Below are 21,797 nucleotides of genomic sequence, written 5' to 3'. Positions count from 1 at the left end.
TGGATCATGTCAGTCGAGTTGCTGAAAACCAGTTTCTCCATCCTGCTGCAGGGTCTGGTGACGACGCTGTTGCTTTCCATTGCGTCCATCGCGGGCAGCACGCTGATCGGCCTTTTCGCCGCCGTCTTGCGGTCGTTCGGACCGTGGGGCACAGCCCGCATTGCCAGACTCTATACGGAGCTGTTTCGCGGCACGCCGGTACTCATCACGCTGATGTTCATCTATTTCGGCGTGTCGTACTTCGGTTACGCGATCGACGTCTTCGCAGCCGGCGTCATCGGCTTGAGCGTCTATCAGGGCGCCTACATCGCCGAAATCTTCCGCTCAGGGATCGAGGCGGTACCCAAAGGTCAATGGGAGGTATCTCAGATCCTCGGCCTCACGCGGGCTCAGTCGTTCTCGTTCGTCGTGCTGCCTCAGACGGGAAAGATCGTGTTGCCGCCTCTCGTCGGTCAGTATCTGTCGCTCATCAAGGACACGTCGATCGTCAGCATGATCGGAATGTCCGAGTTGATGCATGGTGGCCAGGCCATCGTCGATCGGGTCGGAAAGCCCGTGGAAATCTACGGACTCGTCGCCCTCATTTACTTCGCCGTGTGCTTCCCGCTCTCGCAATGGGTGCGCCACCATGACCGCAGGAGATTGTCGTGAGTAACCAAAGCCAAACCAGACCCATCATTTCACTGACGGGCGTCAGCAAAGCATTCGGTTCGACTCGGGTGTTGAACGAAATCAATCTCGAGGTTCGCTCGGGCGAAGTGCTGGTGCTCATTGGCGCGTCCGGCTCGGGTAAGAGCACGGTCTTGCGAATCATGGCGGGATTGGAGACCACCGATTCCGGCGAGGTCTGGGTCAACGATGTGCCCATGCATGATCCGCGCCGAGCGCGAGAGATTCGTGGCCATGTCGGCATGGTCTTCCAGCAGTTCAATCTGTTTCCTCACAAGACCGCGCTCGGCAATGTCACGCTCGCGCTTATCAAGGCACGCCGCATGAGTCCGGACGACGCGCGCAAGCGCGCCATGGACACACTCGACCGTGTCGGGCTCGCGGACCGCGCGGCACACTATCCAAGCCAGTTATCGGGCGGTCAGCAGCAACGCGTGGCAATTGCGCGAGCGCTCGCGGTCGAGCCCGGCATCATGTTCTTCGACGAGGCGACGTCCGCGCTGGATCCGGAACTGGTCGGCGAGGTCACCGAGGTGATGCGTGGGCTCGCGCGCGACGGCATGACGATGGTCGTCGTCACGCATGAAATGGGCTTTGCCCGCAAGACCGCCGACCGCGTCGTCTTCATGGACAAGGGCGTCATCGCCGAGCAGGGCGATCCGGAACAGATCTTCGTCAATCCCGCGAACGAACGCACGCGGCAGTTTCTGCACAGAGTCCTCGACCATTGATCTGTCGCGGCCTGAAAGTCGCTTTCGCGGGTCTGCCGCGCGATAAACTCACGTCGCTTGAAAGACAACCGGTCGGATGAACGCTTTACGGAGTGAACGCATGGCTGTAACCGAATCGTCTCGGGCGAGAGGCGTGGATCGCGTCATCGCGATGTTCCGGCAATTGCACGTCGCCCAACGCCCGCTGACCATGCGCGAATTAATCGAGGCGACCGGCGCGCCGCGTTCGAGCATTTACGAGCTGGTCGCGATTCTCGCGGAAGTGGGCTGGCTCGAGACGGCCGCGGATGGGAGCGTGTTCTTCGGGCGCGAGATGCACTACTACGGGTCCGACTATGCAACGCACAACGATCTGATTAGCCGCGCGCATCAATCCATTCTGGCATTGGTACGGAAGTACGACGAGACCACGCAGCTGTGCATGCTGGAAGGCAACAAGTACACGGTCGTGTTATCCGAGAACAGTGCCCGGCCCTTCAACATCAGTTCGGACATCGGCGTGAGAGTGCCGATTCCGTGGACCGCCACGGGACGTCTGCTGCTAGGTCACCTGAATGCCGACGAGATTCGCGCGCTCATTCCGGCCGAAGATTTCATCCTCGACAACGGGGCGAATATCGAATTCGACGAATTCCTGAACGACGTGCAGGCCGCAAAAGAACGAGGCTACTGCTGCACCGAAGGACTCTCGAATGCGTTCAGGCTTTGTATGGCAGCGCCGATTCGCGACCGTGCGGGACTGCCGATTGCGGCGCTGTGTTTCATGACCGGCCGCGACACGAGCCCGGACAGGCGCGGCGTGATGCTCGACGATCTGTTGCAGTCCGCGAAAGCGCTCTCGCATAGATAGCGCCCGGCCTCAAAGCGTCGGCAGCAGCTCCGGCGGATGCGACTTCAGTGTCTGCCGCGCCTCGCGAAATTCCGGAAAAATCGATTCGACCGTCTGCCAGAAGCGCGGACTGTGATTCATCTCGCGCAGATGCGACAGCTCGTGCGCGACGACGTAGTCGATGATCGACAGCGGAAAGTGGATGAGCCGCCAGTTCAGGCGGATTTTGCCGTCGCTCGAACAACTGCCCCAGCGCGTCGCCGCCGAAGACAAGGCATACGCGCGATAGTTGACGCCCAGCTTCTGCGCGTAGATCGCCAGACGCTCGCCGAACAGCCGCTTCGCTTCTCCTTGCAGCCAGCCCTGCACGCGGTCCTTGATCTGCTGCGGGTCGGCTTGCAACGGCAGCGGCAATTGCAACGCGCCGTGCTCGGCGCTGAACGCGAGCATGCCTTGCGGCGCCCCGAGCGTCACGCGCACCGGCTGACCGAGGTAGGGCACTTCGGCGCCGTCTTGCCAGTCGATCTTCGGCAATGCACGCTGCTCGACGCGCGTTTGCCATTCGATCAGCTTCGTAAAAATCCAACGCTGTTTTTCGGTGATCGCGGTTTCGATATCGGCGAGCGTGACCCAGCGCGGCGCGGTGATCGTGAGGCCGGTGCTGTCGATCGCAAAGCCGATCGAGCGGCGCGCGGAACGCTTGAGCGCGTAATGCAGCGTGCGTGAACCGATGGCGAGACTGCGCAGCTTGCTGCCGTCCGGCGCGAGCGGCGCGACGGGCGGCCGGGCCGGCGCTGAGCCAGATGAACCCGGCGCGGAAGGTGAAGGAGACGACGACGTCGACCCCGGCTCGGCGAAGAGCGGGAGATCGAGCTGCCGGTTTTCGAGCGCCGCGGCGGGCTGCGGCGTAGGAGACTTCTGCATCGGCTTCGCTTCGCGCAATACGCCTTCGGAGTTTGAGGGCGTGGCGCGTCAGATGGGCGCGGCGGCGGAATCGTTAGCCGCCGCGCTGTAGGCAGTCGGATCGATGCGGCGCATTTCGGCTTCGATCCACTGTTCGACGCGCGTGTTCACTTCGTCGGGCGTGAGCCCCGTCGTGTCGATCGGCTTGCCAATCGACACCGTGACTATACCCGGATATTTAAGAAACGAGTTGCGCGGCCACACGCGGCCCGCGTTGTGCGCGATCGGCACGACGGGCGCGCCGGTCGCGATCGCGAAGCGCGCGCCGCCGGTCTTGTACTTGCCCTGCTTGCCGGTCGGCGTGCGCGTGCCTTCCGGAAACATGATGACCCATGCGCCTTCGGCCATGCGGGCCTTGCCCTGGTTCGTGACCGATTTGAACGCGTATTTGCCTTCCTTGCGGTTGATGTGAACCATCTTCAGCATGCCGAGCGCCCAGCCGAAGAACGGCACATACAAGAGCTCGCGCTTGAACACATAGCACAGCGGGCGCGGCATGATCGCCGGAAACGCGAGCGTTTCCCACGCCGACTGATGCTTCGACAGCAGCACGGCCGGGCCGTTGGGCAGATTCTCGAAACCTTCGATGCGGTAGCGGATGCCGTTCAGGTAGCGCACCGTCCACAGCGTCACACGACACCAGCCGGCCGCCATCCAGTAGCGGTTTTCCGCGCGCAGGAACGGAAACGCGATGAAGCACGCGGTCGCGTACGGCACTGTGAACACAACGAAATAAATCAGCAGCAGCAGGGAACGGATAAAGCGCATCGGCGTGGTCGGTGGGGGGGGGGGAGCGCGGTGCGCGCGTTTATTCCTGAGCGTCGGCGAGAAAGTCGAGCGCGAACGCGCGCAGGTCGTCGTGCACGATCGTGCCTTCGGGCAAGCCGCCCGCGGCGAGGGTCTTGCGGCCCTTGCCGGTCAGCACCAGATGCACCGGGTGACCGAGCGCCGCGCCCGCCTGCAGATCGCGCAGAGAATCGCCGACTGTCGGCGTATGCGCCGGATCGACCTCGAATCGCTCGGTGATCATCTTCAGCATGCCGGGCTTCGGCTTGCGGCATTCGCATTGATCTTCCGCCGTGTGCGGGCAGAAAAACACGGCTTCGATGCGCGCGCCGACCGCTGCCGCCATCCGGTGCATCTTCAGATGCATCGCGTTCAACGCATCCATGTCGAACAGACCGCGGCCGATGCCCGACTGGTTCGTCGCGATCGCGACGCGATAGCCGGCCTGGTTCAGGCGTGCGATCGCTTCCAGCGAGCCGGGCAGCGGGACCCATTCGTCCGGCGACTTGATGAACGCGTCGGAGTCGACGTTGATCACACCGTCGCGGTCGAGGATCACCACTTTCTTGATCGGCATGGCGCGGTGCTCAGGCGGCGAGTCGGGAAATATCGGCGACGCAGTTCATCTGCTGATGCAGAGCGCCGAGCAGAGCCAGACGGTTCGCGCGCAACGCGGGGTCTTCGGCGTTGACCATCACGTCGTTGAAGAACGTGTCCACCGGTTCGCGCAGCGCGGCCAGCGCCGTCAGCGCGCCAGTGTAGTCGCGCACGGCCAGTTGCGATTGCACGCGCGGCGTGACCTGTTCGAGCTGCGCGTTGAGCGCCTTCTCCGCTGCCTCGGTGAGCAAGCTGGGCTGCACGCCGCCATTCGTCACGCCTTCCGACTTCTTCAGGATGTTCGAGATACGCTTGTTGGCCGCCGCGAGCGACGCCGCTTCGGCGAGCGACGCGAATTCGCGCACCGCGTCGAGGCGCGCGACGAGGTCGTCGAGCCGCGTCGGGTTCAGCGCGAGCACCGCGTCGATTTCGCCGGCCGCGTAGCCGCGTTCGCGCAGCAGGCCGCGCAGGCGGTCCATGCTGAATTCGTAGATCGCGTCGGTCGAATCGGCGACGTTCGGCACGCCGGCGAATTGCGCATAAGCGATGCGCAGCAGCTCGACGAAGTCGACGTTCAACTGTTTCTCGACCAGAATGCGCAGCACGCCGAGCGCATGACGGCGCAGCGCGAACGGGTCTTTCTCGCCGGTGGGCTGCAGGCCGATGCCCCAGATGCCGACCAGCGTTTCGAGCTTGTCGGCGAGCGCGACGACGGTGCCGGTCGCGGTGGTGGGCAAGGCGTCGCCCGAGAAGCGCGGCTGGTAGTGTTCCGAGCATGCGAGCGCGACTTCTTCCGGCTCGCCGTCGTGGCGCGCGTAGTACGTGCCCATCGTGCCTTGCAGCTCGGGGAATTCGCCGACCATGTCGGTGATCAGGTCGGCTTTCGCGAGGCGCGCGGCGCGCCTCGCGAGCGCGACGTTGGCGCCGGTCAGTGCGGCGATCGCGCCGGCCAGCCCTTCGAGCCGCTCCACGCGTTGCAGCGCCGAGCCGAGCTTGTTGTGATAAACGACGTTCGCGAGCAGTGGGACGCGATCCGCGAGCGGCTTCTTCTTGTCTTGCGTGAAGAAGAACTTCGCATCGGCGAGACGCGGACGCACCACGCGCTCATTGCCTTCGACGATCTCGACCGGCGTCGCCGTCTCGATGTTCGACACGATCAGGAAGCGCGAGCGCAGCTTGCCGTTCGCATCGGTCAGCGCGAAGTACTTCTGGTTCGTCTGCATCGTCAGGATCAGGCATTCCTGCGGCACTTGCAGGAATTCGTCCTCGAAGCGGCACTCATAGACAACCGGCCATTCGACCAGCGACGTCACTTCGTCGAGCAGCGCTTCGGGCATCACGACCTTGTCGTCACCGGCTTGCGCGAGCAGTTGCGAGCGGATCGCTTCCTTGCGCTTCGCGAAGCTCGCGATCACGCGGCCTCTGTGTTCGAGCGTTTCGGCATACGATTGCGCGTGCTGGATCTGCACGAAGCCTTCGGACAGGAAGCGGTGGCCGAGCGTGGTGTCGTCGGCGTCGATGCCGAGCACGCTGACCGGCACGACCTCTTCGCCGTGCAGCGTGGTCAGTCGATGCACCGGGCGCACGAACTGCACGCTCGAACCGTCCGGGCGCTGATACGTCATCGGCTTTGCGATCGGCAGCTTCGCGAGCGTTTCGTCGAGCGCGCCTTGCAGGCCGTCGGCGAGCGTCGCGCCCGGCGCCGCGTAGCGCAGGAAGAACGCTTCGGCTTTACCGTCCTGGGCGCGTTCGAGGTCGTTCACCGTGAAGTCGGGGAAGCCGAGCGCGGCGAGTTTCTTTGCGAGCGGCGCGGTGGGCTGGCCGTCTTTATCGAGCGCGACGGAAACCGGCAGCACTTTTTCGCGCACGTGTTTTTCCGGCGCGACCGCGCGCACGTTGTGAATCGTCACCGCGAGACGACGCGGCGTGGCAAAGCGTTCGAACGACGGCTCGCCTTCGATCAGGTCGCGCGCCGCGAGGCGCTGCGCAATACCTTCGGCGAAGGCGTCGCCGAGACGGGCGAGCGCCTTCGGCGGCAGTTCTTCGGTCAGCAGCTCGACGAGCAGGGTAGCGTGTTGAGATTGAGTCATTGGTTGAAGTTCTCGTCAGTCCTGGTCGATCTTGCGTTCGACTTTCAGCGGCGGCGCCCACGCGGGCATCGCGGCTTCCTGCTCGTCGGTGGTGAGGCCGGGCACGCCGTGCACCGGATTGCCGAGCATCGGGAAGCCGAGCTTTTCGCGCGAGTCGTAGTAGGCCTGCGCGACCACACGCGACAGCGCGCGAATCCGGCCGATGTACGCCGCGCGTTCCGTGACCGAAATCGCGCCGCGCGCGTCGAGCAGGTTGAACGTGTGGCCGGCCTTCAGCACGAACTCATAGGCGGGCAGCGCGATCTGTGCATCGATCATGCGCTTCGCTTCCGCTTCGTAGCTGTTGAAGAGCGTGAACAGCAGATCGACGTTCGCGTGCTCGAAGTTGTAGGTGGACTGCTCGACCTCGTTCTGGTGATACACGTCGCCGTAGGTCAGGCGGCGCAGTTCGGGGCCGTTCGGGCCTTGTTCTTCCCACTCGGTCCAGACGAGGTCGTAGACGTTCTCTACCTTCTGCAGATACATCGCGAGGCGTTCGAGGCCGTAGGTGATTTCGCCGAGCACCGGCTTGCAGTCGAGACCGCCGACCTGCTGGAAATACGTGAACTGCGTGACTTCCATGCCGTTCAGCCACACTTCCCAGCCCAGCCCCCACGCGCCGAGCGTCGGGTTTTCCCAGTCGTCCTCGACGAAACGCACGTCGTTCTGCTTCAGGTCGAAGCCGAGCGCTTCGAGCGAGCCGAGGTACAGGTCGAGAATGTTTTCCGGCGCGGGCTTGAGCACCACCTGATACTGGTAGTAGTGCTGCAGACGGTTCGGGTTCTCGCCGTAGCGGCCATCTTTCGGGCGGCGCGACGGCTGCACGTAGGCGGCGCGCCACGGCTCGGGGCCGATCGCGCGCAGGAACGTATGGACGTGGGACGTGCCCGCGCCGACTTCCATGTCGATCGGCTGGAGCAACGCGCAGCCCTGCTTGTCCCAGTAGGACTGCAAGGTCAGGATGATTTGCTGAAACGTGAGCATGAAGTGCCTTTCGGGCATGGGGCCATGCCGCGTGCGCCTAAGCGCGCGAGGGGGCCGTGGAGCGAAGTGCTAAACCCGAGATTTTAACGGAAAGGAAGGGGGGCGGCCCGTTTTGCGGGGTCGGACGGGCCGCGATGCGGTTTTTGGGCGACAGGCGACGCGGCAAGGGCCGCGCGCACGTTCAGCTCGCCGCCAGCTCCGCCTTAGGCGAGAACGAATCGCTTTGCGCGATCGGCCAGTACGTCTCGAACAGGGTATAGCGATAGTTGCCGTTGAGCAGGTCGTTCGGTTCGAGATATTTGAGCAGATCCGACATCAGCCGCACCTCATGCGAGGACACGCGCCGCACGATGTGATGCGCGCGCAACTCAGCCGGATGCCGGAGCCCGGCGGCCTGGATGATTTCCTGCAACGCGTGCAGCGTGTTGTGGTGGAAGTTGAACACGCGATCGGCCTTGTCCGGCACCACCAGCGCGCGCTGGCGCACCGGGTCCTGGGTCGCGACGCCGGTCGGGCAGCGGCCGGTATGGCAGGTCTGCGCCTGGATGCAGCCGACCGCGAACATGAAGCCGCGCGCCGCGTTGACCCAGTCCGCGCCGATCGCGAGCGTCTTCGCGATATCGAACGCGGTGATCATCTTGCCGCTCGCGCCGATGCGGATGCGTTGCCGCAGACCGATGCCGACCAGCGTGTTGTGCACGAGCAGCAGCCCCTCCTGCAACGGCACGCCGACGTGATCGGTGAATTCGAGCGGTGCCGCGCCGGTGCCGCCTTCCGCGCCGTCCACGACGATGAAGTCCGGCAAAATGCCCGTTTCCAGCATCGCCTTCGCGATACCGAAGAATTCCCACGGATGCCCGATGCACAGCTTGAAGCCGGTCGGCTTGCCGCCCGACAGCGTGCGCAGCCGCTCGACGAATTCGAGCAGCTCGCGCGGCGTCGAGAACTCGGAGTGCGTCGCCGGCGAGATGCAGTCGCGGCCCATCGGCACGCCGCGCGTCTCGGCGATTTCGGGCGTGATCTTCGCGCCCGGCAGCACGCCGCCGTGACCGGGCTTCGCGCCTTGCGACAGCTTCACCTCGATCATCTTCACCTGCGGTTCGGCGGCCTGCTTCGCGAACTTCCCGGCGTTGAAGGTGCCGTCGTCGTTACGGCATCCAAAATAGCCGGACCCGATTTCCCAGATGATGTCGCCGCCATGTTCGCGATGATATTTCGACATCGAACCTTCGCCGGTGTCGTGCGCGAAGTTGCCTTTCTTCGCGCCGAGGTTCAGCGCCATGATCGCATTGGCCGATAGCGAGCCGAAGCTCATCGCCGACACGTTGAAGATCGACATCGAATACGGCCGCGCGCGATCGGGGCCGACGACGATGCGAAAGTCGTGACCATCGAGCGTGGTCGGCGCGAGCGAGTGGCTGATCCATTCGTGCGCGACCGCCTTCACGTCGATCCGCGTGCCGTAGGGGCGGCTGTCGACATCGTTCTTCGAGCGCTGATAGACGATGCTGCGTTGCGCGCGCGAGAACGGCTTCTCGTCGGTATCGTCTTCGACGAAATACTGACGGATCTCCGGGCGGATGGATTCGAAAATGAAACGCAGGTGGCCCCACAGCGGGTAATTGCGCAGGATTGCATGGCGCTGTTGGCTCAGGTCGAACACGCCGAGCGCGACGAGCGCGGCCGGCACGAGGATCCAGAACCACGACAGGCGATGCGTCGCGGCGAGCGCGGCACATACCGCGGTGACGGCGATTGCGCACCACATGGCCAGATAGCGTCGAGAAAACATGGGGACTCCAGTGCAGTGAAGATCATTGCGGCGGCATCGTCCGCACGGGGGTGCGGGCGGTATCGGTCGCGAGGGAAAAATGGCGGTTGCGGGTCACGGTGCGACGCGGACCGGCGAAGCCCGAAGATAAGGCCTGCGAATGGAAGCCAAGCGTCGCACGCGAAGGTGAAGTGTGTGTGAATGCGCCAGGCGGGGGAAACATGGTGAACGGCGTGAATCTGCCGGAATGGTACGACCCGCCGCGCCCGCCGTTATGCATCGCTCAACGCGCGCCGAGCAGAGCCGCTTTTTGCCGCGGGGTTTGCGGCTCGTCCTGCGCCTGGCCTTGCGGCTGCTTTGGCTTGTGCGCCTGCTTGCGACGCTGCGCGCGGGTTTGCTTCGGCGCCTGATCCTGCGGCAGCTCGGCCGGTTGCCCGGTCATCGCGCGTTCGATGATGCCGCCGCCGAGGCACACGTCGCCGTCATACAGCACCGCCGATTGGCCCGGCGTGACGGCCCATTGCGCGGCGTCGAAGCTCAGTTCGAAGAGGCCTTCGCCCGAACCGCCTCCCGCCGGGGCGTTGAACGTGCACGCCGCGTCGGCCTGTCGGTAGCGCGTCTTCGCGCCGCACGCGAAGCCGTCGGCCGGCGGCTCGCCCGCGACCCAGCTCGTGTTGCCGGCCGACAGCGTACGGCACAGCAGCCACGGATGGTCGTGTCCCTGCGCGACGTACAGCGTATTGGTCGGAATATCCTTGCCGGCGGCGAACCAGGGCTCGCCGCTGCCGTCCTTGCTGCCGCCGAGACCGATGCCCTTGCGCTGGCCGAACGTGTAGAACGCGAGGCCGATGTGCTCGCCGACGATCTTGCCGTCGGTGGTCTTCATCGGGCCCGGCCTGGTCGGCAGATAGCGGTTCAGGAAGTCGCGGAAAGGCCGCTCGCCGATGAAACAGATGCCGGTCGAATCCTTCTTCTTCGCGTTCGGCAGGCCGATCTGCGCGGCGATCTCGCGCACTTTTGTCTTGGGAATTTCGCCGAGCGGGAACAGTGTTTTCGACAGCTGCGCCTGGTTCAGCCGATGCAGGAAGTACGACTGGTCCTTGGTATGGTCGAGCGCCTTCAGCAGCTCGAAGCGGCCATCGTTCTCGCGCACGCGCGCGTAGTGGCCGGTCGCGATCGTTTCCGCGCCGAGCGACATCGCGTGATCGAGGAAGGCCTTGAACTTGATCTCGGCGTTGCACAGCACGTCCGGGTTCGGCGTGCGGCCGGCCGAATATTCGCGCAGGAATTCGGCGAACACGCGGTCCTTGTACTCGGCCGCGAAGTTGACCGCCTCGACGTCGATGCCGATCAGGTCCGCCACCGACACCACGTCGATCCAGTCCTGGCGCGTCGAGCAGTATTCGCTGTCGTCGTCGTCTTCCCAGTTCTTCATGAACAGGCCGACCACGTCGTAGCCCTGTTCCTTTAGCAGCCACGCGGTGACCGACGAATCGACGCCGCCCGACATGCCTACTACGACTTTGCGCTTGCTCATAAGGTACTCACTGGGTGCTGCATGACTGCATGGATCTGTGGGGCCGCTCGTGACGGCCTTATTGCTTCGGCGCAACCGAATGCGTATGGACGACGTCGAGCGGGAAACGCCGGCCGGCCAGGTAATCGTCGATGCACTGCATCACGAGCGGCGTGCGATGCCGCTCGGGGCACGCGCGCAACTCATCGGCGCTCATCCACAGCGTGCGGACGATGTCGGGATCGAGCGAACTCGCCGGGTCCGGTTCGCCGCCCGCGCCGCAATAGGTGAAGCGCAGGTACGTGGTGCCCGCGCGGTCCGGCCGCTCGAAGTGGGTCATGTACATGCCGACGAGCGCCTCGGGAGCGAACGGATGCGCGGTTTCCTCGAACGTTTCGCGGACCACCGCTTCCAGCAGCGTTTCGCCCGCCTCGAGGTGGCCGGCGGGCTGGTTCAGGCGCAGGCCCGCGGCAGTGTGTTCCTCGACAAGCAGGAAGCGCCCGTCACGCTCGACGATCGCCGCGACGGTCACGTGCGGCCGCCAGGTTTCCGGTTTCATGGGTGCGCATTTTACCGGTTATGCGCGCCGGCTGCCTGGTGACCGCTGGCAGCCGGTTCGCAGCGTGTTCGAGGTGGAATCGCGACCGATCCGTAACAGTTTGGCGGTCTGCCGCGCATTGGCATCGACCCCGATATTTGTGATGTGGCGGTTTCCGGTTAAAGTGGGGCCTGCGTTAGCCGTTGCATGTGCAAGCCGGCGAGCCTCGTCGGCGGATCTGTCGTCAAACAGGAAGTCGAGGAGGAACAACGATGCACATCGGAGTGCCAGCCGAGACGCGCGCGCATGAAACCCGCGTTGCCGCGACGCCCGAGACGGTCAAGAAGTACGTGGCGCAAGGCCACCGGGTCACGCTCCAGAGCGGCGCCGGCGCCGGCGCGAGCTTTCCCGATGACGCCTATACGGCCGTGGGCGCGGAAATCGTCGATGCCGCCACTGCATTCGGCGCAGATCTCGTCCTCAAAGTCCAATCCCCCACCGATTCCGAACTGCCGCTGCTCAAGCGCGGCGCGACGCTGGTCGGCATGCTCGATCCGTTCAACGCCGACAACGCGGGCAAGCTCGCCGCGGCCGGCGTCACCGCGTTCGCGCTCGAAGCCGCGCCTCGCACCACGCGCGCGCAGAGCCTCGACGTGCTGTCGTCGCAGGCGAACATCGCCGGCTACAAGGCGGTGCTGCTCGCGGCGACGCTCTATCCGCGCTTCATGCCGATGCTGATGACCGCGGCCGGCACCGTGAAGGCCGCGCGCGTGCTGATTCTCGGCGCGGGCGTGGCTGGCCTGCAGGCGATCGCCACCGCGAAGCGCCTCGGCGCCGTGCTGGAGGCGTCCGACGTGCGCCCGGCCGTCAAGGAGCAGATCGAGTCGCTCGGCGCGAAGTTCCTCGACGTGCCCTACGAGACCGACGAGGAGCGCGAGGCCGCGCAAGGTGTGGGCGGCTATGCACGGCCGATGCCGCCGTCGTGGCTCGCGCGCCAGTCGGCGCTGGTGCACGAGCGCGCAAAGCAGGCCGACATCGTCATCTCGACCGCGCTGATTCCGGGCCGCCCCGCGCCGACGCTGCTGTCGGTCGAAACCGTGCAGGCGATGAAACCGGGCTCGGTGCTCGTCGACCTCGCGGCCGGCCGCGGCCCCGAAGTCGACGGCCGGCGCGGCGGCAATTGTCCGCTGACCGAGGCGGACCAGGTGGTGGTGCGCTATGGCGTGCAGATCGTCGGCTATACGAATCTCGCCGCGATGGTGCCCGCCGACGCGTCGTCGCTGTACGCGCGCAACGTGCTCGACTTCCTGAAGCTGATTATCGCCAAGGAAGGCACGCTGAACATCGATCTCGCGGACGACATCGTCGCGGCCACGCTGCTGGCTCGCGACGGCCAGGTCACGCGCAACGCATAGGAGGCCGAAGATGGAAGTCATCAATCACACGGTGATCAACCTGATCACCTTCGTGCTGGCGATCTACGTCGGCTATCACGTGGTCTGGAACGTCACGCCCGCGCTGCATACGCCGCTGATGGCGGTGACCAATGCGATCTCGGCGATCGTGATCGTCGGCGCGATGCTCGCGGCCGGTCTCACCGTCGGCAGCGCCGGGAAGTTCTTCGGCACGATCGCGGTGGCGCTCGCCGCCGTCAACGTGTTCGGCGGATTCCTCGTCACACGGCGAATGCTCGAGATGTTCAAGAAGAAGGAACCCAGGAAACTACCGGCTGGCGGCAAGGAGGGTACGTAAATGAGCCTGAACGTCGTCACGCTGCTGTATCTGGTCGCGTCGGTCTGCTTCATCCAGGCGCTCAAGGGGCTGTCGAATCCGAAGAGCGCGCGCGCCGGCAATACCTTCGGCATGGTCGGCATGGCGATCGCGATTCTGACCACCATCGCGCTGATCTCGCGGCAGGCCGAAGTACTCGGCTCCAATCTCGGTCTCGGACTCGGCCTGCTGCTGTTCGGGCTCGTGATCGGCGGCGCGATCGGCGCGTTCGTCGCCGCGCGCGTCGAGATGACCAAGATGCCTGAACTGGTCGCGGCGATGCACTCGCTGATCGGTCTCGCGGCCGTGTGCATCGCGTATGGGGTGGTGTCGGAGCCGGCCGCGTTCGGCCTCGTCGATCCCGACGTGCCGATCGAGGGCTTCCTGCCGTACGGCAACCGCATCGAACTGTTCATCGGCACTTTCGTCGGCGCGATTACTTTTAGCGGCTCGGTGATCGCCTTCGGCAAGCTGTCGGGCAAGTACAAGTTCCGCTTGTTTCAGGGTGCACCAGTGGTCTACGGCGGCCAGCATCTGATCAACCTGATGCTCGCGCTCGCGATGCTCGGCTTCGGCGTCCTCTTCTTCCTCACGCAGTCGTGGCTGCCGTTCATCATCATGACGATCATCGCGTTCGTGCTCGGCGTGCTGATCATCATTCCGATCGGCGGCGCGGACATGCCGGTCGTCGTGTCGATGCTGAACTCATACTCGGGCTGGGCGGCGGCGGGCATCGGCTTCTCGCTGAACAATCCGATGCTGATCATCGCCGGCTCGCTGGTGGGGTCGTCGGGTGCGATCCTGTCGTACATCATGTGCCGCGCGATGAACCGCTCGTTCTTCAACGTGATCCTCGGCGGTTTCGGCAACGAGCCGGGCGCGGCCGCGGGCGGCGCGGCGGAGCAGCGTCCGGTGAAATCGGGTTCGGCCGATGACGCGTCGTTCATGATGGGCAACGCGGAAACGGTCGTGATCGTGCCGGGCTACGGGCTGGCCGTCGCGCGCGCGCAGCATGCGCTGAAGGAGCTGACCGACAAGCTGGTCGAGAAGGGTATCGAGGTGAAGTACGCCATTCACCCGGTGGCCGGCCGCATGCCGGGTCACATGAACGTGCTGCTCGCCGAGGCCGAAGTGCCGTACGACATGGTGTACGAGATGGAGGACATCAACGGCGAGTTCGGCCAGGTCGACGTGGTGCTCGTGCTCGGCGCGAACGACGTGGTGAATCCGGCCGCGAAGAACGATCCGAAGTCGCCGATCGCGGGCATGCCGATCATCGAGGCGTACAAGGCGCGCACCGTGATCGTCAACAAGCGCTCGATGGCGGCGGGCTACGCCGGGCTCGACAACGACCTGTTCTACATGGACAAGACGATGATGGTGTTCGGCGACGCGAAAAAGGTGATCGAGGATATGGTGAAGTCGGTCGAGTAGCTCGTTAGCGGTAAACAGACCCTGAGATCGCGGTGCGTCGCGCCGCGATCCTTTTCATATTTTCGGCCTCGCGTTTACGTGCCGCAGCAGATCCGCGAGCCGCCTGCCTTCCTGATCCGGATACGTCTCGAGCACTTCGAGATCGCGAATCTTCTCCAGTCCGAAGTTGCGGAAATCAGCACGCAGCTCGCACCATGCGCCGAGCGTCCAGCGCGCGCCCCAGTACGCGAGCGCGAGCGGCCAGACGCGGCGCTCGGTGTCGGCGCCGTTGGCGTCGGTGTACGCGAAGCGCACCACCTGGCGCGCATCGATCGCGCGATGCAGCGTGTCGAGCTGCGTCGAAAAATCCCCCTTGATGTGAAACGACGGCGCGAAGATCGCGAGCCGTTCGAGCGCCGCGCGCTTGTCGGCGGGCATCGCCGATGCGATTTTGGCCAGCGCGCCCCGCGCGCCGCTCGCGAAGCCCGCGCCGCCCCATGATTCGAGCATGCGCGCGCCGGCGGCGAGCGCGGCGAGTTCGTCGGCGGTGAAGGTCAGCGGTGGCAGACTTGCCGAGCGCGACAGCCGATAACCGATGCCCGCTTCGCCTTCGATCGGCACCCCCGACAATTGCAGATCGCGCACGTCGCGATAGACCGTGCGCGGCGAGATGTTCAGCCAGTCGGCTAGTTGCTGCGCGGTGGTCAGGCGCCGGCCGCGCAGCAGCTCGGCGATCTGGAACAGGCGGTCGGCGCGGCGCGTCATCGTGGGCGTCGGGTAGGGGAGGAAGGGGACGGTCCCGCGATGATAGCGCCGCATGGCGGCCTTCGGTCCGGGCGCAGCGGCTTCAGGTGCGCGCTTAGCCGTTGGTGCGCGAATGCAGGCCGAGGCGGTTGCCTTCGGTATCGGTGAAGAACGCGATATAGCCGATGTCCTGCGGCAGCTTGATCACCGGGCCGTCGGTCTTGCCGCCCGCCCGTTCGATGCGCGCAAGCGCCGCGTCGACGGTGGGCAGCGCGTTCAGGTAGACGGTGACGCCGTCGACGCCGGGCGTCATCGACGGATTGTGGACGATCGCGCCGCCGGTCGCGGGCTCCTCGTAGCTGAACACGGCGATCGGCTGGCCGCCGATCTCCTGACGATTCAGCGGGGCGTCGAGCGCGGCTTCGTAAAAGCGCACCGCGCGATCGAAATCGACGGACGGGATTTCGAACCAGGCAACGAGTTTGGGCAATGCGGACATGACACTCTCCTTCGGTTGGCAGTAGGCCATTCAAGCGCCGGATGGCGTGAGAAGGAGTGTGCGGCGGTGCTGCTGACAGCGTGGTGGCAGTAGGGTGCGACGACGCGACCGCTTCACCCCACCAGCAACTGAAACACGCCGACCACATCGCTCAGGCGCGTGGCCTGCTTTTCGAGCGACGCGATGACGACAGGGCGACGACAGCGCGCCGCCCCGCTAGAAACAGCCTCAAGCCGCCGGCGTATCGCCCTGCGGACGCTGCCGCACGCTGCCCGCGATCAGATCGAAGCGGAACAGCCGGCATTCGAGCGCGCCGTTGAACAGCGGCGTCTTCGTCGATTCGCGCAGCCGCAGTTGCCCCGGAAGCTTGCGATCCGACGTCAGGATGAACGCATGCCATCCGGCAAAGCGCTGCTTCAACGCATTGCCGAGCAACTGGAAAAACTCGCTGTCCGGCGCTTCTTCCTGAATGCGGCGGAAGCCGTCGTCGTCGCGATTGCCGCGGCCTTCGCGAAGCTCGCCGCGCGCATTGCGGCCGCGCACTTCGATCCGCTCACCATACGGTGGATTCGCGACGAGGATGCCCGGCGCCGAGCCAGGCGGCGTCATGTCGCGCGCATCGAGCTGCTTGAGCGAAATGGGCGGCAAGCCGGCGCGCTCGAAGTTCGCGCGCGCTTTTTCGAGCATGTCGCCGGAGATGTCGCTGCCGAAAATCTCCAGATCCGCGCCGCGCGAGCCGCGCGCCGCATTTTTCGCCTCGAGCGCGGCGCCCTTCAGTGCTTGCCAGCTCCGCGCGTCGAACTGTTTGAGCTTCTCGAAGCCGAAGCGCCGCTCGACGCCCGGCGCGATGTTCAACGCGAGCTGCGCCGCTTCCGCGAGGAACGTGCCGCTGCCGCACATCGGATCGTAGAGCGGCGTGCCGGCCTGCCAGCCAGTCAGACGCAAAATGCCAGCCGCGAGGTTTTCGCGCAGCGGCGCCGCGCCCTTGTCGAGACGCCAGCCGCGCTTGAATAGCGGATCGCCGGAAGTGTCGAGGTACAGCGTGCAGTCGGTCGCGCTCAGGAACGCGAACACGCGCACGTCGGGCATCGCGGTGTCGACGCTCGGCCGCGCGCCGCTTTTTTCGCGCAGACGATCGCAGATCGCGTCCTTCACGCGCAGCGTGGTGAACTCGAGACTGCGCAGCGGCGACTTGATCGCGGTGACGTCGACGCGCAGCGTCTCGTGCGCGGAGAACCACTGCTCCCAGCGCTGCTCGAGCGCGAGCGCGTAGATGTCCTGCTCGCCGCGGTAGGGCCGCTCCGCGATTTTCAGCAGCACGCGGCTCGCGAGACGCGAGTGCAGATTGGCGGCCATACCGGCGGCCCAGCCGCCGCGAAAATGCACGCCGCCCGGTACCTGGGCGCCGGCCGTGAAGGGGGCGCCGTTCAGATGTTTGGCGGCAATTTCGCCGAGTTCGGCCGCGAGCGGAGCTTCGAGCCCGCGCGGGCAAGGAAGGAAGAAATCGAAGGACATTGAGGTTGCCGCAAGGCGTTGGATAAGGCGCTATTGTACGCGGTCGAGATCGGCGGCCCGGCGCGATTGGCGCGCCGGGCCGTCGTCTGTCGTTGCGTCATCTCGCCTCGCGTCCCGCTTTGGCCCGCGGCGCCCGCCGGCATGCGGACACCGTTGAGCTCGCCGCGCCAGCCGGGCCTGTCAGGCGCCGGCTCCCGCGGCCGTTCCCGCCGAAGGACAGGGCGGCACGGCCGGCGCCGCGGCCGGTCTGGCCGAAGACGAAGGCCGGCCCGTCGTGTTCGTGGAAGCGACGGCCGTTGCCGCCATCGCGCGCACCCCCATCGCGATCTGTGTCGACACTTCCGCGAGCGCGCGCCGATGTCCATCGACGAGCGCGTCGTAGCCGCCGCCAACCGTCTCGCTGACCACGCTGCGACACGTCATCACCGCATTGCTGCGCACGGCCCGCACGCTCCACACCGCATCGATCAACGCATGCGAGCCGGGCCACGACTCGAAGCGCTGCACGTTCATGGCGATCCGGTACACGGCCGCGTCGTCGGGGTGCGCGGTGCCGAACGTATCGATGGTGCCGAGCTGCTGCGTCAGATTCGTCGACAGCGCGCGGCGGATTTCATCGCCGGGCAGCGACGCCCAACGCTCCTGTTCGAGCAACTGCACCTGAGTCGGCCCGGTCTGCACGACCAGCTGATTTCTCGCCACCTGCGGCGGCACGTTGACCGGCGCGACTTCGATCAGCCAGGCAGGCGCGGCGCTCGTGCGCGCGACGGCCGGCGCGGCGCCATTCGCGGCGGTGCTTGCGCTATCCGCGCCACCCAGCGTATAGAAACGGCTCGACGGCGACGAGCACGCCGCGATGGCGAGAGCCGCAGCCAGTGCGGTGCCGTACGCGACGCCGCGTACGGCACCGCGCACGAGCGCGCGCGGCGGACGGGGGAGCCGGGCAAACATCATGGTTTATCTCCTGATTTACCGCGCAACAGCGATTCGGGATGACGCTCGAGGTAGTCCGACAGCGCGTTCAGCGACTGCAACGTGCGCGTCAGTTCCTGCAACGCCTGATGAACGTCGGACTGCATCGGCGAATCCTGCTGCAAGGTTGCCTGGGCCGAACTGAAGGTCTGCTTCGCGGCCGTCAGCGTGTCGCGCGCCTGCGGCACGACTTCCTTGTCGAGACGCGAGAACAGCTGTTCGGCGTTCTTCAGCGCGGTGTTCAGATTCGCGCCGATCTGGTCGAACGGCACCTTGTCGAGCTTCTTCGCGATGTCGGCGACCTGCAGCTGCAATTCGTCGAGCGTGTTCGGAATGGTCGGCAGCTCGAGCGGATCGGTCGTCACGTCGACCTTGGCCGGCGGCGCTTTCGGGAAGATATCGAGCGCCACGTACAGCTGGCTCGTGATCAGGTTGCCGGTGCGCAACTGGCCGCGCAGGCCGTGCCTGACGAGTTCCTGCATCAGGTTCTCGCCGGCGAGCGTGCCCGGCTGCGGCGAGCTCTCGCGAAAGCGCTTGCCGAGGCGGTCCGGGTACAGGTTCATCGTGACCGGCATCGTGAAGCTCTGCGTCTTCGGATCGTAGTCGATGCCGATATTGGTCACCTGGCCGAGCACGATGCCGCGGAAATCGACCGGTGCGCCGATCGACAGCCCGCGCAGCGACTGGTTGAAGTTCATCACGACGCGCAAAGGCACGCCGTCTGGTTCGCGCATCGCGTCCGCTTCGTCCGAGCCGAGGCGGAAGGTCTGGTTGTTCGGCGCCTGCGGGCCCATGTTCTGGCCGGGCGGCGACTGGAACGACAGACCGCCGACGATCACCGTCGCGAGCGACTGCGTATTCAGCTTGAAGCCGCTCGAATCGAGCCGCAGATCGACGCCGCTCGCATGCCACCAGCGCGTGTTGGTGCCGACGTACTGGTCGAACGGCGCCGACACGAACACACGCATCGTCACGCCGGTGCCGTCCCTGTCGAGCGAGAAGCCGACCACCTGACCGACCTGCACGCGCCGGTAGAAGATCGGCGAGCCGATGTCGATCGAGCCGAGCGAATCGCCGTGCAGCGTGTACTGGTGGCCTTTCTGGTCGCCGGTGATGGGCGGCGGCGTTTCGAGGCCGACGAAGTTGCTCTCGCTTTCGGTCGAGCGGCCCGCGTCGGCGCCGATGTACGAGCCCGACAGCAGCGTCGTCAGACCCGACACGCCGCTCGCGCCGACGCGCGGACGCACCACCCAGAAGCGCGAGTCCTTGACCGCGAACTTTCCGCCTTCCTTGGTCAACTGCACCTGCACGAGCACGTGCGACAGATCCTGCGACAGCGTGATCGTCTTCACCGCACCAACGTCGACGTCCTTGTACTTGACCTTGGTCTTGCCCGGCTCGAGCCCTTCCGCGCTGACGAAGCTGATCGTGATCACGGGTCCGCGCTCGGTCACCGACCTGATCACGAGCGCGATGCCGATCAGCGCGGCAATCAGCGGAATCACCCAGACGAGCGACGGCAGCCAGCGGCTGCGTGGCTCGATCTCGGGGTCGGGCAGTTGGGGCGGCAGTCTGGGTCCGTTCGAATCGTTGCGCGGCGCATCATCGGAGGCGGGCGTCGGTCCTTGCGGGCTAGTCATGGTCGAGATCCTGAGGTGTTGGGGTACGGCTTTCCACGGGGTCCCAGATGAGGCGTGGATCGAATTGCATGGAGGCCAGCATCGTCAGGATCACAACCGAGCCGAACGCGATCGCGCCCGGGCCGGCCGTGATCACGGCCAGCGATTTGAAACGCACGAGCGCCACGGTGAGCGTGACGACGAACACGTCGAGCATCGACCAGCGGCCGATCCGCTCGACCATCCGGTACAGCGTCGTGCGCTGTTGCGGACGCCAGCGCGAGCGGCGCTGCGCGGTGACGGTGAGCAGCACGAGCACCGAAAGTTTCAGCATCGGCACCAGGATGCTGGCGATGAACACGATCATCGCGAGCGGCCAGTCGCCGGAGGTCCAGAAATAGACGACGCCGCTCATGATGGTGTCGTCCTCGGAGCCGAGCAGCGACGACGTGTGCATCACCGGCAGCAGGTTCGCCGGGATATACAGCAGCGCCGCGGCGATCAGCAGTGCCCATGTGCGCATCAGGCTGTCGGGGTTGCGCGAGTGCAGATGCGCGCCGCAGCGGCCGCAGTGCTGCGGCGTGACCGAGCGGATGCGCGGTTCGACGCGCCCGCACGAATGGCAGGACAGCAGGCCCGCGCGTTTCGCGGTGACGTATTTCATCGCGGGCTCATCCTTCGCGCGGCGTGGGCGGCAAGCCGGGCGGGGTGCCGTCCGCCGTGCTGTTGGTTGTGCCACCCGCGCTGCCGCTGGTCGAGCCCGCGACGCGCGCGGACGGCGCCGGCGGACCGGCGAGCGAGCCGACCGCGACCGCCGCGCTGTCGGCCGACGTGCGCGGCAACGGCCGATCGCCGCTCGCGTCGATCTCGTCGGCGACATCCCACAGCACGCGCGGATCGAATGTGACGACGACCGCGAACATCAGCGTCAGCGCGCCGAACGCGAACAGCGCCGCCTCGGGAATCACGCGCGCGAGGCTCACCATCTTTACGATCGTGATCAGCACGCCGAGCATGAACACTTCGATCATGCCCCACGGCCGCACGAACTGGATCGCGCGCAGCACGCGATTGAAGTGCGCGGGCACGTAGCCGGCGCGTAGCGGCACCAGCACGTACAGCAGCGCGACGAGTTCGGTGAACGGAAAGAGGATCGTCGAGCAGAACACCATCACGGCGACGATCTCCATGTCCTCGCCCCACAGCGCGACGAGCGCGCCGAACAGCGTAGTCTGTGACGTGATGCCGTTGGTTTCGAGTTCGACGATCGGAAAGCCCTGCGCGATCACGAACGTGATCAGCGCGGCGAGCGTCAGTGCGCAGATCGCGTCGAGCTTGCGCGAGACGCCGCGATAGAGCGTTGCGCCGCAGCGCGGACAACGCGCGGCGACGCGCCCGACAAGCCGTGGCTTGCGGAACAGCGTATCGCATTCATGGCACGCGATCAGGTTGTCATGTTCCATGCGGCAGATGGGCTAACGACGTAGTGGCGGCTTGTAAGGCCTGCTCGTTACGAGGGGGCGGGCGGCGGTGAGCAGCAATAGTACCAAAGGCGGCCTCGCGACCGACGCGAGCCGCGCGCGGCGCGGGGCGCCGTCCCCGGCGCGCGCTGGTCCGGGCCTGAGAAGGCGTCGCTTCGGGGCTTTCCGTCCCCGAATCGTTCAACGCAAGGGCGGTGGCGCGACGCCTTGGGGCCATTTCGCCGCAAAATTCGGGCCCGTTCCGCCGACGCGCTCCAGCCAGCTTTTCGCG

Annotated in this window: 21 protein-coding genes; 6 read left to right on the top strand and 15 right to left on the bottom strand. The window is 65.6% G+C overall.

The annotated features are described in order from the left end of the window. The first annotated feature begins 6 nt into the window (after positions 1-6). The 3 genes from HDG33_RS24430 to HDG33_RS24420 all read left to right on the top strand — a co-directional run bounded on the left by HDG33_RS24430 (position 7) and on the right by HDG33_RS24420 (position 2,250). Complete coding sequence (locus HDG33_RS24430) at positions 7-651, top strand: amino acid ABC transporter permease (protein ID WP_184034595.1); 645 nt, start codon at positions 7-9, stop codon at positions 649-651. After that, entirely contained in the window at positions 648-1,400 is a 753-nt protein-coding gene (locus HDG33_RS24425; protein WP_311548379.1) for an amino acid ABC transporter ATP-binding protein, read from the top strand. The genes HDG33_RS24430 and HDG33_RS24425 overlap by 4 nt, the downstream gene beginning before the upstream one ends. Positions 1,401-1,500: 100 nt before the next feature. Next, on the top strand, positions 1,501-2,250 hold the full coding sequence (locus tag HDG33_RS24420) for an IclR family transcriptional regulator (RefSeq protein WP_184034592.1): 750 nt from the start codon (positions 1,501-1,503) through the stop codon (positions 2,248-2,250). Between the two features lie 9 nt (positions 2,251-2,259). Here the strand turns inward: HDG33_RS24420 and HDG33_RS24415 are convergent, their stop codons facing one another. From HDG33_RS24415 to HDG33_RS24380, 8 genes are all read right to left on the bottom strand, one after another. Next, positions 2,260-3,153, bottom strand: coding sequence for a M48 family metallopeptidase (locus HDG33_RS24415; protein ID WP_184034589.1), 894 nt, complete (start codon positions 3,151-3,153; stop codon positions 2,260-2,262). A gap of 48 nt (positions 3,154-3,201) precedes the next feature. Continuing rightward, complete coding sequence (locus HDG33_RS24410; RefSeq protein WP_184034586.1) at positions 3,202-3,960, bottom strand: 1-acyl-sn-glycerol-3-phosphate acyltransferase; 759 nt, start codon at positions 3,958-3,960, stop codon at positions 3,202-3,204. A 40-nt stretch (positions 3,961-4,000) separates the two neighbouring features. Continuing rightward, on the bottom strand, positions 4,001-4,555 hold the full coding sequence (gmhB, locus tag HDG33_RS24405; RefSeq protein WP_184034583.1) for a D-glycero-beta-D-manno-heptose 1,7-bisphosphate 7-phosphatase: 555 nt from the start codon (positions 4,553-4,555) through the stop codon (positions 4,001-4,003). Positions 4,556-4,565: 10 nt separating this feature from the next. Then, positions 4,566-6,665: a glycine--tRNA ligase subunit beta gene (gene glyS, locus HDG33_RS24400; protein ID WP_184034580.1), complete on the bottom strand. Its 2,100-nt coding sequence runs from the start codon at positions 6,663-6,665 to the stop codon at positions 4,566-4,568. A gap of 15 nt (positions 6,666-6,680) precedes the next feature. Continuing rightward, a complete protein-coding gene (gene glyQ / locus HDG33_RS24395; RefSeq protein WP_184034648.1) occupies positions 6,681-7,688 on the bottom strand; it encodes a glycine--tRNA ligase subunit alpha in 1,008 nt (335 codons plus the stop codon). Positions 7,689-7,869: 181 nt separating this feature from the next. Beyond that, positions 7,870-9,480, bottom strand: a complete 1,611-nt coding sequence (locus tag HDG33_RS24390; RefSeq protein WP_184034578.1) for an FMN-binding glutamate synthase family protein — start codon at positions 9,478-9,480, stop codon at positions 7,870-7,872. Positions 9,481-9,742: 262 nt separating this feature from the next. Continuing rightward, complete coding sequence (mnmA, locus tag HDG33_RS24385) at positions 9,743-10,996, bottom strand: tRNA 2-thiouridine(34) synthase MnmA (protein WP_184034575.1); 1,254 nt, start codon at positions 10,994-10,996, stop codon at positions 9,743-9,745. A 58-nt stretch (positions 10,997-11,054) separates the two neighbouring features. Beyond that, positions 11,055-11,534, bottom strand: coding sequence for an NUDIX hydrolase (locus tag HDG33_RS24380; RefSeq protein ID WP_184034572.1), 480 nt, complete (start codon positions 11,532-11,534; stop codon positions 11,055-11,057). Between the two features lie 251 nt (positions 11,535-11,785). Here HDG33_RS24380 and HDG33_RS24375 point away from each other — a divergent pair, with 251 nt between their 5' ends. The 3 genes from HDG33_RS24375 to HDG33_RS24365 are packed head-to-tail and all read left to right on the top strand — an operon-like array spanning position 11,786 to position 14,717. Next, positions 11,786-12,928: a Re/Si-specific NAD(P)(+) transhydrogenase subunit alpha gene (locus HDG33_RS24375; RefSeq protein ID WP_090803055.1), complete on the top strand. Its 1,143-nt coding sequence runs from the start codon at positions 11,786-11,788 to the stop codon at positions 12,926-12,928. 10 nt (positions 12,929-12,938) lie between these two features. Beyond that, entirely contained in the window at positions 12,939-13,265 is a 327-nt protein-coding gene (locus tag HDG33_RS24370; protein WP_184034569.1) for an NAD(P) transhydrogenase subunit alpha, read from the top strand. Continuing rightward, positions 13,266-14,717, top strand: a complete 1,452-nt coding sequence (locus HDG33_RS24365) for an NAD(P)(+) transhydrogenase (Re/Si-specific) subunit beta (RefSeq protein WP_184034566.1) — start codon at positions 13,266-13,268, stop codon at positions 14,715-14,717. A 54-nt stretch (positions 14,718-14,771) separates the two neighbouring features. Here the strand turns inward: HDG33_RS24365 and HDG33_RS24360 are convergent, their stop codons facing one another. From HDG33_RS24360 to HDG33_RS24330, 7 genes are all read right to left on the bottom strand, one after another. After that, positions 14,772-15,515, bottom strand: a complete 744-nt coding sequence (locus tag HDG33_RS24360) for a YafY family protein (protein WP_184034563.1) — start codon at positions 15,513-15,515, stop codon at positions 14,772-14,774. Between the two features lie 40 nt (positions 15,516-15,555). Beyond that, positions 15,556-15,939, bottom strand: a complete 384-nt coding sequence (locus HDG33_RS24355) for a VOC family protein (RefSeq protein WP_184034560.1) — start codon at positions 15,937-15,939, stop codon at positions 15,556-15,558. A 228-nt stretch (positions 15,940-16,167) separates the two neighbouring features. Further along, complete coding sequence (locus tag HDG33_RS24350; RefSeq protein ID WP_184034557.1) at positions 16,168-17,454, bottom strand: class I SAM-dependent RNA methyltransferase; 1,287 nt, start codon at positions 17,452-17,454, stop codon at positions 16,168-16,170. 180 nt (positions 17,455-17,634) lie between these two features. Next, positions 17,635-18,408, bottom strand: a complete 774-nt coding sequence (locus HDG33_RS24345; RefSeq protein ID WP_184034554.1) for a membrane integrity-associated transporter subunit PqiC — start codon at positions 18,406-18,408, stop codon at positions 17,635-17,637. Beyond that, the gene (locus HDG33_RS24340; protein WP_184034551.1) at positions 18,405-20,066 is read right to left on the bottom strand and encodes an intermembrane transport protein PqiB; all 1,662 of its coding nucleotides are present in this window, start codon (positions 20,064-20,066) and stop codon (positions 18,405-18,407) included. Before HDG33_RS24340 ends, HDG33_RS24345 begins: the two co-directional genes overlap by 4 nt. Beyond that, a complete protein-coding gene (locus tag HDG33_RS24335) occupies positions 20,059-20,709 on the bottom strand; it encodes a paraquat-inducible protein A (protein WP_184034548.1) in 651 nt (216 codons plus the stop codon). Before HDG33_RS24335 ends, HDG33_RS24340 begins: the two co-directional genes overlap by 8 nt. A 7-nt stretch (positions 20,710-20,716) precedes the next feature. Next, positions 20,717-21,508, bottom strand: a complete 792-nt coding sequence (locus HDG33_RS24330; protein ID WP_184034545.1) for a paraquat-inducible protein A — start codon at positions 21,506-21,508, stop codon at positions 20,717-20,719. Positions 21,509-21,797 lie beyond the last annotated feature (289 nt).

It is taken from the genome of Paraburkholderia sp. Cpub6, assembly GCF_014201065.1.
Lineage (GTDB): Bacteria > Pseudomonadota > Gammaproteobacteria > Burkholderiales > Burkholderiaceae > Paraburkholderia > Paraburkholderia tuberum.
This window is presented reverse-complemented; position numbering and strand designations above follow the sequence as displayed.

Coding starts and splice junctions, on each gene's coding strand:
- HDG33_RS24430 (WP_184034595.1), top strand. CDS start 7: ATGTCAGTCGAGTTGCTGAAAACCAGTTTCTCCATCCTGCTGCAGGGT.
- HDG33_RS24420 (WP_184034592.1), top strand. CDS start 1,501: ATGGCTGTAACCGAATCGTCTCGGGCGAGAGGCGTGGATCGCGTCATC.
- HDG33_RS24415 (WP_184034589.1), bottom strand. CDS start 3,153: ATGCAGAAGTCTCCTACGCCGCAGCCCGCCGCGGCGCTCGAAAACCGG.
- HDG33_RS24410 (WP_184034586.1), bottom strand. CDS start 3,960: ATGCGCTTTATCCGTTCCCTGCTGCTGCTGATTTATTTCGTTGTGTTC.
- gmhB (WP_184034583.1), bottom strand. CDS start 4,555: ATGCCGATCAAGAAAGTGGTGATCCTCGACCGCGACGGTGTGATCAAC.
- glyS (WP_184034580.1), bottom strand. CDS start 6,665: ATGACTCAATCTCAACACGCTACCCTGCTCGTCGAGCTGCTGACCGAA.
- glyQ (WP_184034648.1), bottom strand. CDS start 7,688: ATGCTCACGTTTCAGCAAATCATCCTGACCTTGCAGTCCTACTGGGAC.
- HDG33_RS24390 (WP_184034578.1), bottom strand. CDS start 9,480: ATGTTTTCTCGACGCTATCTGGCCATGTGGTGCGCAATCGCCGTCACC.
- mnmA (WP_184034575.1), bottom strand. CDS start 10,996: ATGAGCAAGCGCAAAGTCGTAGTAGGCATGTCGGGCGGCGTCGATTCG.
- HDG33_RS24380 (WP_184034572.1), bottom strand. CDS start 11,534: ATGAAACCGGAAACCTGGCGGCCGCACGTGACCGTCGCGGCGATCGTC.
- HDG33_RS24375 (WP_090803055.1), top strand. CDS start 11,786: ATGCACATCGGAGTGCCAGCCGAGACGCGCGCGCATGAAACCCGCGTT.
- HDG33_RS24370 (WP_184034569.1), top strand. CDS start 12,939: ATGGAAGTCATCAATCACACGGTGATCAACCTGATCACCTTCGTGCTG.
- HDG33_RS24365 (WP_184034566.1), top strand. CDS start 13,266: ATGAGCCTGAACGTCGTCACGCTGCTGTATCTGGTCGCGTCGGTCTGC.
- HDG33_RS24360 (WP_184034563.1), bottom strand. CDS start 15,515: ATGCGGCGCTATCATCGCGGGACCGTCCCCTTCCTCCCCTACCCGACG.
- HDG33_RS24355 (WP_184034560.1), bottom strand. CDS start 15,939: ATGTCCGCATTGCCCAAACTCGTTGCCTGGTTCGAAATCCCGTCCGTC.
- HDG33_RS24350 (WP_184034557.1), bottom strand. CDS start 17,454: ATGTCCTTCGATTTCTTCCTTCCTTGCCCGCGCGGGCTCGAAGCTCCG.
- HDG33_RS24345 (WP_184034554.1), bottom strand. CDS start 18,408: ATGATGTTTGCCCGGCTCCCCCGTCCGCCGCGCGCGCTCGTGCGCGGT.
- HDG33_RS24340 (WP_184034551.1), bottom strand. CDS start 20,066: ATGACTAGCCCGCAAGGACCGACGCCCGCCTCCGATGATGCGCCGCGC.
- HDG33_RS24335 (WP_184034548.1), bottom strand. CDS start 20,709: ATGAAATACGTCACCGCGAAACGCGCGGGCCTGCTGTCCTGCCATTCG.
- HDG33_RS24330 (WP_184034545.1), bottom strand. CDS start 21,508: ATGGAACATGACAACCTGATCGCGTGCCATGAATGCGATACGCTGTTC.